The sequence below is a fragment of the Alicyclobacillus acidoterrestris genome (assembly GCF_022674245.1).
Classification (GTDB): domain Bacteria; phylum Bacillota; class Bacilli; order Alicyclobacillales; family Alicyclobacillaceae; genus Alicyclobacillus; species Alicyclobacillus acidoterrestris.
This window is the reverse complement of the sequence record NZ_CP080467.1, coordinates 3,463,365-3,478,356: the sequence shown is the minus strand read 5'-3', so window position 1 is coordinate 3,478,356 and position 14,992 is coordinate 3,463,365. Positions and strand designations below refer to the sequence as shown.

Genomic DNA, 14,992 nt, shown 5'->3' with positions numbered 1-14,992 from the left:
TATGTTTGGAGTGATGGATATGGACAATCGCGCGCCCAGTACAGTACGTACTGGACCTATCTTCGCGATTATTCTGATTGGCGCGTTTGTCGCGTTCTTGAATCAAACTTTGATTAACGTCGCACTGCCGCAGATGATGGACAGGTTGCACATCACTGCCACCACTGGAGACTGGCTGACGACGATTTATATGCTGGTCAACGGGATTGTCATTCCGGTTACCGCGTTCTTGATGGATCGCTTTACAACGCGTCAGTTGTACATTACGGCCATGTCGCTGTTCACGGCGGGTACACTCATTTGTTTTATCGCGCCTAATTTCGGGTGTATTTTGGTGGGTCGCGTGGTTCAGGCGGCAGGCGCGGGTATTCTGTTCCCCTTAATCACAAATATTATCTTCACTTTGTTTCCTCCCGAAAAACGCGGTGGCGCTATGGGGCTTTTCGGGATTTCCATCAACTTTGCACCTGCCGTCGGACCGACGTTATCTGGCTGGTTAGTTGAGAATCACTCTTGGCGGATTCTCTTTCTGGTGATTTTGCCAATTGCCTTAATTGACTTGATTATATCGATATTTGTCCTGAAAAACGTTTCGGAGACGAGCCGACCGAAGTTGGACGTGCTCGGCGTCATTCTATCGACGATTGGGTTCGGCGGTATATTGTATGGCTTCTCTACCGCAGGGGACAGCGGTTGGGGCAGCATCGACGTAATCTCCATGTTTGTCATTGGCGTTGTAGCACTGATTCTATTTGTTTGGCGGCAATGGGTCGTCGGTCATGCGCTGTTGGAATTCCGCATTTTCCGCTACCCGATGTTTACATTGACCACAGTGATTAACGTCTTGGTCACCATGGCGTTGTACTCTGGCATGATTCTCATGCCGATTTACATGCAAGACGTGCGCGGATTCTCTTCTCTGCTTTCAGGGCTGATGTTGTTGCCTGGTGGTATTGTGATGGGCATCATGTCGCCAATCACGGGACGCTTATACGATAAGATGGGCGCTCGTTGGCTGGCTGTGGTGGGGCTGGCTGTCACGCTGGTGACGACGTTCGCCCTGTCTCGCTTGCACACCGACACCAGTTTTACGTACGTCGTCGTTGTGTACACGGTTCGGATGTTTGGTATGTCCATCTTGATGATGCCCATCTTCACGGCTGGTTTGAATGAACTGGCTCTGACGCTGAATCGCTACGGAACGGCGATGGTCAATACGCTTCGAATGATTGCTGGTGCGGTTGGGATGGCGCTGTTCGTGTCCATTATGACCAATAGCGGTGCGGCACACACAAAATTGTTGGTCGCGGCACGGCATATTGCCCCGACGGATCATGTCCACATGACGCAGGCAGTCAATGAGGGCACAGTTGTGGGTATTAATGAGGCGTTTATGGTCGCGACGATTGTCACATGTGTCGCGTTCGTGCTCTCATTCTTCATTCAACGTACTTCACCGAAGGAAGATACCATTACAACGCGCATTCAACCGAATAAATCGAAAACCGCGTAATGCGGGAGTTCATCCACAAGGCGTACGGTGACGTGCGCCTTGTTTTTTTTTTATCCGTTCACATGGCGCTTATATATCGTGTTCACACAGAAATGACGCCACAGAAAAATTCGCTTGTCGGTGGCGTCGCCGAATGCACTCAAATTGAATGGTGAGTGCGACACGGGTTAAGTCGGGGACAGGCTGTTCTTTGGGTTTCAGACAAACTTCCTTCGATTCATTTGTCCCGACGTGCAGTACAGAAATCGGATAACCATCAAGAAATACATCGGGTGTGAAGACGTGGTTATCTGACCGAAGCAACATGGTGACATCTAGGGCTGGCCCTGTGCCATAGTTGCGAAGTCGAATAGACAATTCGTCGGAATGAACCGTCAATCCGTCAATCGAAAGCACGGGCACAAACGAATCAATGACACTCCTTCGAGTTTGGTAGAGCGAGCACAAGGCAATCGCCAACGTGCCGAGCGACGAGGCAATGGTTGCAGACTCAATCATGTCAAACGTCGTCCACCACAATGGTTGTTCACCTCTTTGGATACTCCTTGGCTAGAATTTTTATTCTGTACTGCTGACCGCACGAGTATGAACAAGTCTTCGCCAATCGTTTGTCAGGGATAAGTCGTGTAGGGCCTCTGTGCATGCTTTCGCGTAGACCAAGGCAACTTAAGGTTTGTCTTTGCCTGTGAGGAAACTCGCGAAGGAAGGAGTTTTCACATGTATGGAAGCATCGTGTCACTGGTTCCGTTCTTTGTCGTCATTCCGATTGCCCTCTGGACCAAACAAGTGATTCCTGGCCTTGCGGTCGGGTTATTCATCGGCGCCTACATCCTGCATCCCTCGTGGCTAGGGGGACTGCAGGCAGCCTTGACATACGTCGTTCACGAGACGACCACCAGTGGGAACTTAAACCTGGTCTTGTTCTTGTACGGATTCGGTTCATTCGTTGGATTGATTCGAGTAACCGGTGGTGTCTCAGGTTTTTCCGAGTGGATGGGAAGGCGAATTAAGACGGAACGCGGCGCGTTCGCACTCACTTGGGTTTCGTCCATTGCCACGTTCATGGCGCCGGACTTTCGTATTATTACGATCGCGCCAGTGGTCCGGCGAATTTTCAGCAGGCTAGGGGTGGCGCCTGAAAAGGTTGCGTATGTCATCGATGTGACCGCCACGCCCTTGTGTGCCATCGTGCCGTTGGGGACGGCGTTTGTCGGCTATATGGTGGGGCTCATGCACACATCCCTGCATCATACGAATACGACCTACACGCCATACAGCTTGTTCTTAGCCAGCTTGCCGTTTAACTTCTTCGCTTGGGTGATGTTGGTGGTTGGGTTCGTTCTCACGTTTTTTGCGCGGAGCCACCACAAGGAAGTATCTCCGGTTGCGGGTGAAGCAGAGCCTGACTATCTACGGTCGCGAAACCGTGTGCACATCGCGCAAAAGTTGCGCCAGGTTACGGCTGCCGTCAGCATGGAGACTGGCGCGGTGGGCGCCGTGGCCTCGGTCGATGCACATCGTGGGGATACAAAGCCCGATGCGGATAAGGACATTCCAGACCCTGTGGAACTTGTCTCAGGGCGGGTACAGCCTAGCGCCATCAATTTGGTCCTACCGCTCGCCGTCCTGCTTGTTCTGACCATCGCGCTGACCTATGTGTCTGGATTTGCCAATGGCGGGCGGGGATTATTCCAAGCGCTCGTTCAAGCTGACGCGTCAGCGGCCATGCTCCAAGCGCTGATTATCACCTTGGTGTTTATGTTTGTGTTTTACGCGTTTCGCCGTCAGCCGATCGACAGAACCATGTTCGGCTTTATTTCAGGTGGTAACGAGATGATGTCTGTTATCGTGCTGCTTGTCCTCATCTGGGCTGTGTCCGCAGTTTCGAGCGATCTCGGTTTTTCAGCGTTCTGCCAGCGAGAGATTACGCGCTTCGTTCCGCATGCGTTTATCGTCCCTGCCCTGTTTGTATTTGGTTGCGTCATTTCCTATTTTATCGGTTCGTCGTTCGGAACGTGGGGCATGTTGATGCCGTTGGGATTTTCGCTTGCGTCGACTGGAGCGGGCAGTTTGCCGCTCATCGCCGGAGCCGTGTTTGCCAGTGGCACCTTTGGGGGCTTTGCCTCGCCCCTAAGCGACAACACCGTGGCCATGTCGGCGATGATGAAACTGCCGGTGATGGGGTATGCCAACTATAAGACAAAAAGTGCGGCGGTTGCTGCGGGAATTTGTGTCCTGTTATACCTGGTCGTGGAGTGGGTCTTCTGACAGAAGACCCACTAGCGGCATTTCATTGAATTTGCTTCGTGACTAGAAAGTGCGGTATGGTTATAAGGTTGACCTCAAAGTGGCAGGAGGGCATCTATGAGTGCAAAGACACTGATGCGGCAATTTCTCTCAGAAAATAAATGGGCATATGCAATCTCTATTCTCGCAATTATCATCTCAAATTTTATCAATGTTCAGTTCCCACATATTTTAGGGCGATTTACGAACGCCCTCGAAGCGCACCGATTGAATTTGCGCGATGTGCTGGTGTATGCAATCTTACTGTTTGTCGTGGGTGTCGTCTATGTTCAATTCTACGCGATTGGGCAGTATCGCAACGGTAAACTCGGGCGCGAGTTCGAGTATCTGCTACGTCGCCGGCTGTTTGCGCACTGGGAAGTCCTTTCCACCGAGTACTTCCGACATAAGAGTATTGGTGACTTATTGAACCACGCGATGAATGATATCCGGCAGGTTCGCGAGGCGCTCTCTGGCGGATTGAACATATTAACGAATGCGGTGTTTTTGCTGTTGGCGACCCTGATCATGACGTTTACCACCGTCAGTATGAAATTGACTGTCGTCAGCATGATTCCACTTCTGTTCATCCCATTGTTCATTGTCTGGTTCGGACCGCAAATTCGGACTTCCTCGCGCAAAGTGCAAGAGGCCCTATCTGACATGTCAGATCTGACCGAAGAAAGTTTAAGTTCGATTCGGTTGATTAAGGCCACCGCAAACGAGGATGTGGAGACGGAGCGATTCCGCGCCAAGGTCGATCACATCGTTCACCAGCAACTCACGCTATTCCGGCGCAGTGCCACATTTCAGGCGTTTATTCCGACCATGAGTTCCATTAGCTTCGCCATCGCACTATTGTACGGCGGCTACCTAACCCTGTCGCACCAGATTCAACTCGGGGCATTCGTGGCATTTACGCTCTATATCGGACAATTGGTGCAACCCTTGCAACAAATTGGCTTTGTGATTAACAACTTTCAGCGCGCTTCGGCATCCCTCACTCGGTTGCAGGTGCTGCTCGACGAGCGGCCAAGCATCACCGACAGTGCGCATCCAATTGAGTTGGGGTACGTTCGTGGCGAGATCGAGGTAAATCTGCCCTCCTTTCAGTACGCGGACGGTCAAGTTCCAGCGCTTCGCAATATTCGTTTTCACTTGATGCCCGGGCAGACGCTCGGCATTGTCGGGCGCACTGGCTCAGGCAAGACCACGCTGGTGAATTTGCTGCCACGCATTTTCGATCCGCCGGCGGGCACCATTTTTCTCGATGGTCACGACATTCGTGACATCCGCCTCGAAGCGTTGCGGCAATCGATTGCTTACGTGCCGCAGGACGGCTTTTTGTTTTCGACTTCTGTCGGCGAAAACATTTCGTTTGGGGATGCAAACGCTTCGCGCGAACAGATTGAAGAGGCGGCTAGGGCAGCGCAGGTGTATGACGACATCGCTTCGTTTCCGGATGGATTTGACACGGTGATTGGCGAACGTGGCGTTACGTTGTCTGGCGGACAGCGCCAACGAACGGCGATTGCACGCGCGTTTCTGAAGTCCTCGCCGATTCTGATTCTCGACGACAGTCTCTCCGCGGTCGATATGAAGACGGAGAAGCGAATCATTGAGGAGCTCGAGAAGGTTCGGCAACACAAAACCACCTTGATTATTGCGCACCGACTGTCCGCCGTTCGCCATGCGGATTTGATTTTGGTCTTAGAGAATGGCGAAATTGTGGAACGCGGTACGCACGATGAATTGATTCGCTTGGACGGGGTCTACGCGAAAACCTATCACATGCAACAACAGGGGGAGGCGTTGCGCGCATGAGCACGATGGAACCATCTGCTGACAGACAGCGGCGCAAGGCGGGCATGTCCAGCCTCGGGCGATTGCTTCCATATGCGAAACCCTATGTTTGGCAATTTGCGCTGGTGCTCGTACTGGTTGTCATTTTCAACGCGTCGACGGTCATGCAGCCCTACCTCGTCAAAGTGGCCATTGACAGCGACATCTCGACCAAGCATCCCAATTATCATGGGGTTTTGGTGATTGCGCTGATATATGTGGGCGTCGTGATCATCGGTGTCGCGGCCAATTTTGCCCAGACCGTGTTATTGCAAAATGCAGGTCAAAACGTCATTCGGACAATTCGCTTAGCCCTGTTCTCGCACATTGAGCGGCAAGCCATGCGCTTCTTCGATACGCGGGCCGTCGGACGTCTCGTGACCAATGTATCGAACGACACAGAAACCGTCAGTCAGTTTTTCACGAACTTCTTTCTGAGTTTGATTCGCGACGCACTCAGCATCATCATGATTATCGTCGCCATGTTTGAGCTCAATGGCCGGATTGCGTTGTATTGCATGGTGTTGATTCCAATTATCTTCGCCATCTCGATTGGATTTCGCGGCCAGTTGCGAAGAGCCTATCAAACCACGCGAACGCGTTTGTCGAACGTGAACGCGTTTCTGGCCGAAAATCTCGCAGGCATGCGCATCATTCAAATTTTTCACCAGGAGGAACGCCAATCCCGCGCCTTTGAGGAGCTCAACGAGTCGCACCGCCAGGCCAATGTCTACGAGTACCGCACATCCGTTTGGTTTAATCGAGCGTTTGAGGTACTTGGCAATGTCGCTGTGGCGGCGGTCGTCTGGATTGGTGGCGGGGCCGTGCTGAAACACTGGATTGCGTTCGGGACTTTGTATGCGTTCATTCGGTATATCCAGCAGTTTTTTCAGCCCATCAACGCTATGACACAACAGTGGAATACACTGCAGTCCTCGATGGTGGCCGCAGATAGAATCGGTCAGGTGTTGGCTGTGCAGCCGGAGATTGTGGACGCTCCAGATACTGTGACAGTCGATCCTGCGAACATCCGCGGGCGAATTGAATTTCATCATGTCACGTTCGGTTATCAGCCAGAGCAGCCAGTACTGAAAGACATCAACTTTGTGATTGAACCCGGACAATTCATCGGTGTGGTGGGCGCAACCGGAGCCGGAAAGAGTTCGGTGATGAGTCTGTTGACGCGGTTCTACGAACCACAGGCGGGGGACATCACAGTTGACGGGATTTCCATTCGCGCCTACGCACAAGCCGATTTACACCGCATCATCGGTATTGTCCAGCAGGATGTCAGCGTCTTTACGGGGACGGTAGCCGATAACATTCGGCTGTTTCGCGAGGACATCTCCGATGCAAAAGTACATCAAGCCGCTGAAATTGTCGGTGCCGATGTGCTCATCCGACGCCTGCCAAACGGTTATGCGACGCAGCTTTATGGTAAAGGATCGAATTTGTCGGCCGGCGAGCGGCAGTTGATTTCGTTCGCGCGCATTGTGGCGCTCAATCCACGAATTCTCATACTGGATGAAGCCACGGCCAGTCTCGACAGTCAAACGGAGGAACTTGTACAACGTGGGTTGCACGCGGTTGCGGAGGATCGAACGACCATTGTTATCGCCCACCGGCTTTCCACCATCCGCCGTGCCGACAATATCCTCGTATTTGATAAAGGCCGTCTGGTTGAGCAGGGCACGCATGCACAGCTCGTCGCTCGTGCAGGACTTTACGCCATGCTCGATGCAGAGAGTGGCGTGGAAGCTGGTACGAGGGATACCCGGCCTCTGTAAGGGCGTGCACTCCATCAGATGGGCGCCTTGTGCTATGATGTCTATGGTCGCGAACCTTGTCTTGTTTGCGGTTGACACAAAGGGGGATTCCCATTGCACGTACAAAAACCGCGATCCGTCCGCGACGTGTTTGAGCAGAGTTTCCTGCTGTATCGCCGGAGGTTTCGCTTCTTAATTGGCACTGCGGTGGCCATTTTATTTCCATACTATATCGCGAGTACGTATGTCAGAACGCATTTTTTGCTCACTGATGATCAGGCGGATCAAATTGTTCAGGATATGGAGAAAAAAGGCGATGTGTGGAGCGTCTTATCGACTGCGGTCTCCGTTCGCACAGAGGTCTGGATGTTGGTTCTGTCCGCGGTTTTCTTGCTTCTGGTGCTGCCCATCCTCTACGGCATGATTGCGCAGATGAGCAGTAAGTTTCTGCAGCATGGCCAGGAAACGACCATCGCGGACGCCGGGAATGCGGCGTTTCGGCGTTTGCTTCCCAACATGGCCACGTTGTTTTTGGCAATCGTCGTGTATCTCGTGTTGGCCGTGTGTTACATGGAACTGTTGTCGCTTGTCACGTACTACTTAGGCGCTGCGCTTGGCGCGCTGGCGACGGTTATCGCCATTTTGGGAACGTTGGCGTTCATTGTGGGCGTCGTTCTGTACTTTATTCGGTTTTCGTTTTTACCGGCTATTGTGGTCGTAGAAGGCTTGTCGTTTTTCCGCGCAATGGCCCGTTCCTGGCGTTTGACGAAATTCCGCAGCGGACAGTTGCTCGGGTTCTATGTCATGCTGGTCATCGTTTGTTTCGTGGCGCAGGTGTTTATGACATTGATTGGCGACATGTTCTTTCAATCGGCGGGTACGCAATTGCTCATTGCAGCCATCATTGGCATGCTCGTCATGCCCTTTGCGCTGACCTGTATGTCCACGATGTTTGTCGAATTGCAGTCGCGTGACAGAAACCCAATGAGGTGAGTCGTCGGTGAATTGGTTGCGTAGGCTAGAGTCCGTGATGCGTATTGAAATGTTGCTCCTGCTGGCGTGGATTTGTTTCTTTGCCATCCACGCCGGGGCTCCTTTGACCGATCCCGACACCCCCTGGCACCTGGCCACTGGCCAGTATATTTTGGCCCATCACGCGATTCCGACGACGGATCCGTTCTCCTGGTCCATGCGAGGCAAACCGTGGGTGACCCAGGAGTGGCTGTTTGAAGTTGTGCTTGCCTGGCTTGCGCAACACGCCGGGTTTATTGGCGTTTGGGCACTTGCAGTATTCCTTCATACCGCAACTGTCTTGGTGCTATATCGACTTTGCTGTGACGTCTCTGAGGGACAGCGCATTTTTTCCGCTGTCGCAGCCAGTCTTGGTACGGCAGCTGGTCTCGATTTTTGGGTGCTGCGCCCACAGTTGATTTCTTACACGATGTTCGCCATCTTCTTGTGGATACTGTCGCGCGTGGAACGTGGGCATCTCAAGACCCTGTGGCTGGTGCCACCGCTTATTCTCATCTGGGCGAACGCGCACGCTTCCGTCAGCATCGGCATCATCATGCTGGTGTTTGAAGTGGTGATTAGCTTGATTCCGAATGTCGGGCGCCTATCCCGCTTGTCGTTGTCAAATCGGGCGCGGATGTACCTCTTGCTGACCGCTATCGCCGCGGTTGTCATTGGGTTTCTAAACCCAAATACATATCACGAATTTACGTACGCGCTATTGTCGAATAACTCGTTGATGGTCAACAGCATTAATGAGTGGCATTCGCCTGACTTTCATAATCAGTACTACAAGTACGGCGTGATTCCGTTCGTGGCGCTTGTGCTCATCTTGCTCATTCTTCGAAAGCGTTCGGTTCCGCTTAAATACGTGCTGTACTTTGGCGGCTGTTTTGCGTTGACGCTCGTGTACCAACGATTTATGCCGTATCTCGCCATCGCTGGGGCGCCTTTAATTGCGTTTGGGCTCTCTGACTGGTTGCGGGGTCTTTTGCATCCCTCACGGATGTTTCGCTATGTGCTCGGTATTTTGATGTGCGGCGTGGTCGTCGATTTTTTTGTCGCGGTGCCGAATCTTCGCGGATCAGTGAACAAGCATTTTGCCTCGAACGCATATCCCATTGACGCGGTGAACTACCTCAAGCAGCATGATGTACCGGGTCCGCTCTTGAATGCGTATGATTTTGGCGGTTATTTGATTTACGAACACATCCCGACGTTTGTCGATGGCCGAACCGATATTTTCCTCGAAAACAATACGTTTCAGGATTATATGGATCTTCAGAACTTGGCTTGGGACGCACCAGAGTTGTTAGATCAATACGGATTTAACTCGGCCATTCTGCCGCCTGGATACGCCTTGAGCGTGTATCTCAGCAACAATCCAGACTGGCATGTGGTATATCAAACAGACAATGCGGAGATATTCGTCCGCAACAAGGAGACGGCGAAACGCGTTTCCGTGTCGGGGGAATAGGACAAAACGCGACAAATTATTGCCCGAGCAATTGTCAGCGTCATGAAATAGCCATCTGGGCGGATGTTGCATAGGTTAGACGGAAGGATGGATGGATAGGAGGATATGCCGCCATGCGTATACATCGCGTCCGCTCAGGTGAGACGCTCGAACAAATTGCTCAAAATTACGGGGTAACCGTACGTGATCTCATCCACTACAATGAGCTTCCGACGCGCAACGTCATCGTACCCGGTCTGGCACTGCTGATTCCCGGAGGGAATCCAATGGCAGTGCAGTCCTATGTCGTACAAAGCGGCGACACACCGAAGTCGGTGGCCGCAAAATTCGGTTTGACTCCTGAACTGTTTAGTCAGTGGACGGGTTACAGTGCAGACGCAACACTTGCCGCTGGAACGAGGATTTATCTCCCAGCGCGTCGGACGACCAAGCGCACCATTGAGGTAAATGGCTATTTGCTTCCGTCAGGGACGCCGTCCGATGCTCAGATTCTTCAGGAGCTCTCTTATTTGACATACTTTTGCTCGTTTAGTTATCAGGCCCGCGCGGACGGCAGCCTGCAGGGGCCAAAGGACGATGTCGCACTGGCATCAGCACGTCAGCAACAGATTCGACCCCTCCTCACGGTAACCAACTTTGACAGTACCAACTTTAGTCCGACATTGGCCCACACGATTCTGGCGAACGCGTCGATTCGCCGGCGTGTCATTGATAATTTGGTCTCTACATGCCGCACCAAAGGGTACGGTGGGGTGAATGTCGATTTCGAGCATATGCAGCCAACGGATCGACAATTGTATAACCAGTTTATCGCTGAATTGCGTGATAGCCTGCATGCGAGTGGTCTATCGGTCTCCATTGCAATGGGGCCAAAGACGGCGGACAATCCCAATCAGTCCTGGATGGGCGCATTCGACTATCGGACTTTGGGTGCAGAGGTCGATTTCTTGATGTTGATGACGTATGAGTGGGGGTGGGTAGGCGGACCCCCGATGACCACCAACGCACTACACCTGCTAGCCGTTTGACGGCAGGAATAAAAACGACTCCGAATGGACCCCAAAACGTCTCTCCTCGCCTTTGCCCCTTCGTCGCCATTGCGATTTTATTCAACTCGAGATGAACTATTTGAATAACTTGGCCGTCCATAGACACTGTAACGACTATGGCTCGCGTCACGGGAAACGCATGTGCACCTGGGTAGAGGGGGTGGTCCGTATTTGAACCCAAATGATATCGATTTGATCCGAAACGCACGCAAGGGAAGCACAGAAGCGTTTACGGCCATTGTGAGAAATTATAAAAACTTTGTCTATCGGACTGTTTTTGCCATACTACAGAATCGTCAGGATACCGAAGATGTTGCACAAGAGGTATTTATCAAGGCATATCGTTCTCTCGCTGGGCTGCGCGACGAGCGGACGTTCCCTTCGTGGTTAGCACAAATCGCAACACGAACTGCATTGGACTGGGTACAATCAAAGCAGAAAAACCAAACTATAGAACTCGATTCGGAAAAGTTTGTTGTGAACGACGATATACATCGCGCCGCAAATATTCGATTAGATTTGGAGAATGCTTTGGGACATTTGAGCGAGGAACATCGCATGGTCACCGTTTTGCGGGCCGATGGTTTCGACTATGAAGAAATTGCACAGATTCTCGACATTCCAATCGGCACAGTGCGGTCGAGATTGCACAACGCAAGGATGCATCTTCGTCAACTCTTACAAGACGAAAGGGGCGACAATGAATGAGTTGCCACGAAATCCAGATGTATTTAACAGCTTACGTCGATGATGAGCTGGAAATAGATGAGCGAAACATGGTCGAACAGCATTTACAGGCGTGTCATGAATGTCAAGAACTCGTCAAGGAATTACAACAGACGACAGCGCTTGTTTTTGAACAGCTGAATACGACATTTGCGCCGATAAACTTTGAGGATAGTGTGATCCAACAGATTGCTGCGGTACATCAAGAGCGTCAGGTCCGGCACTTTTCCGTTTTTTATTTGGCTTGCGCCCTTATCGGAATTGGCGGCCTCGCAGCTGTTCTCCTTTCACCGGTCGGTATGTTTATCCGGGTGTTGTTTCACTTGTTCCTGGCAGTGTTGAATGGTCTCAGCTTTGTTCCGGCCTCCTTGGGGCACTGGTGGATGGTCTGTATTTTGCTCTCGACGATAGGACTTGTGGGAATTTCAATCTTTGGCGTTTCTCGGGTGCTTCGCTCGTTACAAAGTGAGGTCATTCTATGAAGCATTGGCTAACCTGGGTAGTGCTTATTGTCATTTGTGTTCTTGTTTCTGTGGTGCCATTTATCCATGTCCGCAACGCGTTGGTCGCGAGGGATAATCATTCGATCATCAGCCAGCAATTGACCACGATTCCGAAGGGTCAGGAAGTTGCGGATGTGCTTGTCGTCGGAAATGACGTCAAAGTGTCGGGTGATGTATACGAAATCTTGGTGGTCGTGAATGGTAACGTTCAACTCACGTCAACTGCACGAGCGGGAATCGTCGTTGACTTGGGCGGAGCGGTTCACGAAGCGCCTGGTGCCCATATCAATGCACTATATCATGCGGCACTCAGTACCCCATTTTGGAACGGAATCTTCGTAGGCGGAGTGTTAGCCGTTCTCGTCTGGGGAGGGTTATTGGTTCTCAGCATTGCTGTGGTTCTGTTATCCGTCGTGATTACCCTTGGATTACGTAATCATGTGACAATCCCTATGAGAATTCTTGACCGCTCGATTCGAAAAGCCGGCGTCACTGGTTTTTTAGTGAGTGTCGCGGTGATGGCGATGATCGCTCTGCTGGCTGTTACGCTGATTGGTTTGCCGCTGGCGTTTGTTTTGATTTTCTTCTATGCCATTGCAGGTGCAATTGGATTTTCCTTGATTTCCCACTGGGCAGGGAAGTGGGCACTGCGAAATTCGGTGACAGAACGACCAGCCTGGCTGACATCTTTACTGGGTTCCAGTTTCATGGTGGCGTTCTGCAATATCCCGTTTATCGGACTCCTTTTATTTTGCTTCTTTTGGCTAATCGGGGTTGGTGTGACGACGATATGGGTGTGGGGGACTTGGCGTTCGCGTAAGAATCAGAGGACAGGAACGGAATCATGACGACGGTAGGTTAGTCATTGGATATATGCGATTGGAAACGGGGAAGACGATTGAGTAACGCTGGAGGATTTGTTTTAGTAGCATCTTTCATGTCCATGTTTCTCGCCCAATTTGCCAAGGTCGTACTCGTTCGTATACGACAAAAATCTTGGCAGTGGCATCAGTTTACCAACAGTGGCGGAATGCCAAGTTCGCATTCGTCGCTGATGACCACGTTGACCGTGTGTATGTGGCTCCTATTTGGCTGGAAATCGCCTTGGTTTGCGATTGCCTTTGTTTCATCGGTCGTGGTCATGTATGACGCGATTGGAGTAAGGCGCCAAGCGGGTGAGCAAGCGATGATTTTAGATGAGTTGATGTCTCAAATTCACAACGCTGGCGTGGAAATTGATTTGTCTGTATTTGATCGATTTCGACATTGGAAGCGTCAGGGGCATACGCCGCGCGAAGTTGCTGGCGGCATCATCGTTGGGATTGTGGTTGCGTTTATCGCGTATAAGTTCTTTTAGGACGAGGGATGAATGAACAAACCGGCGCAGGAATTTCCTGCGCCGGTTTTCGTTATGCTAAGTGGGAACGTCCCTTGCTGTGTTTGGCAACTCTTGCAGATGGACCGAACTTAAATATCTTCGCGATACGGGTGGAAATCGGATAAATGAAACGTGAAAATGTCCACATGATTTTTCCCGAAAGGATACCAACGACCATACCTGCTAATACATCTGTGGGGTAGTGAACGCCAACGTAGACGCGGGCAAACATGACGATAATTGCAATCACCGTAAATGTGCGACTGATGAGTTTGGTGTTATGTCCCCATGAGCCTCCTGCAAAGCCCCAACTACCTGACGAGTGATCGCTAGGAAATGAGGCGTCGGTGCTATGTGCAACCAGTTCTGTGTATGTTCCTTGTGGCAAAACGGTAAATGGGCGCGGGCGGAACCAAACGTGAGAAATGACGACGTTTATCACGAGTGCCAAAATACCCGAAAGACCTGCCATCACAAGGGCGTGACGGTGTTCAACGTCGCGTTTGGGGAGCGCGAAAAAAGCCATCACAAACAAAACAGCGTAAATTTCGAGCGCATCCTTGGCAAAGAAGACCATGATTTTATCAAGAATCTGGTGATGTCCTGCTAAGCCGTTTATCAAATGATATAGCGTCAAATCAAAAGGGTTTGCGAACGCAGCATGAAACATGAAATCACTCCTATACGAACAGTGGTGAACAAAGGGTTACGAATAAATAGACGGAGGGAACCGAAAAAAGTTCACGGTGAAGTGAACTTTTTTCTTGGCGTTGTTGATTCAGTTGAATCAGCTACAAAGCAATTTGACGACGGATACGGTACGGGGGTATAGTAATTGTTGAAAGGGGTGTTGACGTATGACCATAACGACCATCCCGGTTCAGGGAATGACTTGCAGCGGTTGCGTGAATTCTGTGACCAAGGCACTCACTGCGGTTGAAGGGGTACAGAAAGTGGAAGTCAGTCTGGAACAAAATCAGGCAACCGTCACGTTTGACGAGTCGAAAGTGACCATGGCCAACTTGAAGGACGCGATTGAAGACGCAGGTTACGACGTCGCGTAAACTTCATGGAGGGGGTGGGGCGATACGATATCGCCCCATTTTTGCCAAAAAGGGTGAGGTGTTGTTTTTTGAGTCCAGAACACAATCACAGCTACGGAGCGAATAAGTCGGCGTTACTTAGCCGGTTAAAGCGAATTGAAGGTCAAATACGAGGGATTCAAAAGATGATTGAAGATGATCGCTATTGTGTGGATATCCTCACACAACTCGCGGCAGTCAAGAGCGCTACACATCAAGTCGCCTTGAATCTCTTGGATTCGCATACCCACCATTGTGTCAAAGAGGCACTCACAAATGGTACAGATGGCGAAGAAAAAATTGATGAGCTGATGGATGTGGTGCGAAAGTTTACCAAAGGGTGAGGGAGGTGCCCTGAT

The 14,992-nt window shown here is 51.2% G+C and carries 15 protein-coding genes; 13 read left to right on the top strand and 2 right to left on the bottom strand.

Annotated features, from left to right (window positions below; genetic code table 11):
- Positions 1-13 precede the first annotated feature (13 nt).
- The gene (locus tag K1I37_RS17230) at positions 14-1,513 is read left to right on the top strand and encodes a DHA2 family efflux MFS transporter permease subunit (RefSeq protein WP_031218860.1); all 1,500 of its coding nucleotides are present in this window, start codon (positions 14-16) and stop codon (positions 1,511-1,513) included.
- A 69-nt stretch (positions 1,514-1,582) separates the two neighbouring features.
- Here K1I37_RS17230 and K1I37_RS17225 read toward each other — a convergent pair whose 3' ends face one another.
- Positions 1,583-2,032: a hypothetical protein gene (locus tag K1I37_RS17225; RefSeq protein ID WP_021297026.1), complete on the bottom strand. Its 450-nt coding sequence runs from the start codon at positions 2,030-2,032 to the stop codon at positions 1,583-1,585.
- 198 nt (positions 2,033-2,230) lie between these two features.
- Here K1I37_RS17225 and K1I37_RS17220 point away from each other — a divergent pair, with 198 nt between their 5' ends.
- From K1I37_RS17220 to K1I37_RS17175, 10 genes are all read left to right on the top strand, one after another.
- Positions 2,231-3,781: a Na+/H+ antiporter NhaC family protein gene (locus tag K1I37_RS17220; protein WP_021297025.1), complete on the top strand. Its 1,551-nt coding sequence runs from the start codon at positions 2,231-2,233 to the stop codon at positions 3,779-3,781.
- Positions 3,782-3,877: 96 nt separating this feature from the next.
- Complete coding sequence (locus K1I37_RS17215; protein WP_021297024.1) at positions 3,878-5,623, top strand: ABC transporter ATP-binding protein; 1,746 nt, start codon at positions 3,878-3,880, stop codon at positions 5,621-5,623.
- Positions 5,624-5,628: 5 nt separating this feature from the next.
- Positions 5,629-7,428 (top strand): ABC transporter ATP-binding protein, encoded by a 1,800-nt coding sequence (locus K1I37_RS17210; RefSeq protein WP_031218858.1) that lies wholly within the window; start codon positions 5,629-5,631, stop codon positions 7,426-7,428.
- Between the two features lie 93 nt (positions 7,429-7,521).
- Positions 7,522-8,400: a DUF7847 domain-containing protein gene (locus K1I37_RS17205; protein ID WP_021297022.1), complete on the top strand. Its 879-nt coding sequence runs from the start codon at positions 7,522-7,524 to the stop codon at positions 8,398-8,400.
- Positions 8,401-8,407: 7 nt separating this feature from the next.
- Positions 8,408-9,895: a hypothetical protein gene (locus tag K1I37_RS17200; protein ID WP_021297021.1), complete on the top strand. Its 1,488-nt coding sequence runs from the start codon at positions 8,408-8,410 to the stop codon at positions 9,893-9,895.
- A 113-nt stretch (positions 9,896-10,008) separates the two neighbouring features.
- Positions 10,009-10,923, top strand: a complete 915-nt coding sequence (locus tag K1I37_RS17195; protein ID WP_021297020.1) for a LysM peptidoglycan-binding domain-containing protein — start codon at positions 10,009-10,011, stop codon at positions 10,921-10,923.
- Positions 10,924-11,115: 192 nt separating this feature from the next.
- On the top strand, positions 11,116-11,652 hold the full coding sequence (locus K1I37_RS17190; protein WP_021297019.1) for an RNA polymerase sigma factor: 537 nt from the start codon (positions 11,116-11,118) through the stop codon (positions 11,650-11,652).
- Complete coding sequence (locus K1I37_RS17185) at positions 11,649-12,152, top strand: anti-sigma factor family protein (RefSeq protein WP_021297018.1); 504 nt, start codon at positions 11,649-11,651, stop codon at positions 12,150-12,152. Before K1I37_RS17190 ends, K1I37_RS17185 begins: the two co-directional genes overlap by 4 nt.
- Positions 12,149-13,021 carry a hypothetical protein gene (locus K1I37_RS17180; protein WP_021297017.1) on the top strand — a complete coding sequence of 291 codons (873 nt, stop codon included), beginning with the start codon at positions 12,149-12,151 and terminating at the stop codon, positions 13,019-13,021. The genes K1I37_RS17185 and K1I37_RS17180 overlap by 4 nt, the downstream gene beginning before the upstream one ends.
- 50 nt (positions 13,022-13,071) lie before the next feature.
- Positions 13,072-13,530, top strand: a complete 459-nt coding sequence (locus tag K1I37_RS17175; RefSeq protein ID WP_031218854.1) for a divergent PAP2 family protein — start codon at positions 13,072-13,074, stop codon at positions 13,528-13,530.
- Between the two features lie 52 nt (positions 13,531-13,582).
- On the opposite strand, the gene K1I37_RS17170 is transcribed toward K1I37_RS17175, so the two are convergent.
- Complete coding sequence (locus K1I37_RS17170) at positions 13,583-14,221, bottom strand: phosphatase PAP2 family protein (protein ID WP_021297015.1); 639 nt, start codon at positions 14,219-14,221, stop codon at positions 13,583-13,585.
- Positions 14,222-14,408: 187 nt separating this feature from the next.
- On the opposite strand from K1I37_RS17170, the gene copZ reads away from it, so the two are divergent.
- Both copZ and K1I37_RS17160 read left to right on the top strand, forming a co-directional pair.
- Entirely contained in the window at positions 14,409-14,615 is a 207-nt protein-coding gene (gene copZ, locus K1I37_RS17165; protein ID WP_021297014.1) for a copper chaperone CopZ, read from the top strand.
- Between the two features lie 68 nt (positions 14,616-14,683).
- Positions 14,684-14,977, top strand: a complete 294-nt coding sequence (locus K1I37_RS17160) for a metal-sensitive transcriptional regulator (protein ID WP_031218853.1) — start codon at positions 14,684-14,686, stop codon at positions 14,975-14,977.
- The last annotated feature ends 15 nt before the right edge of the window (positions 14,978-14,992 follow it).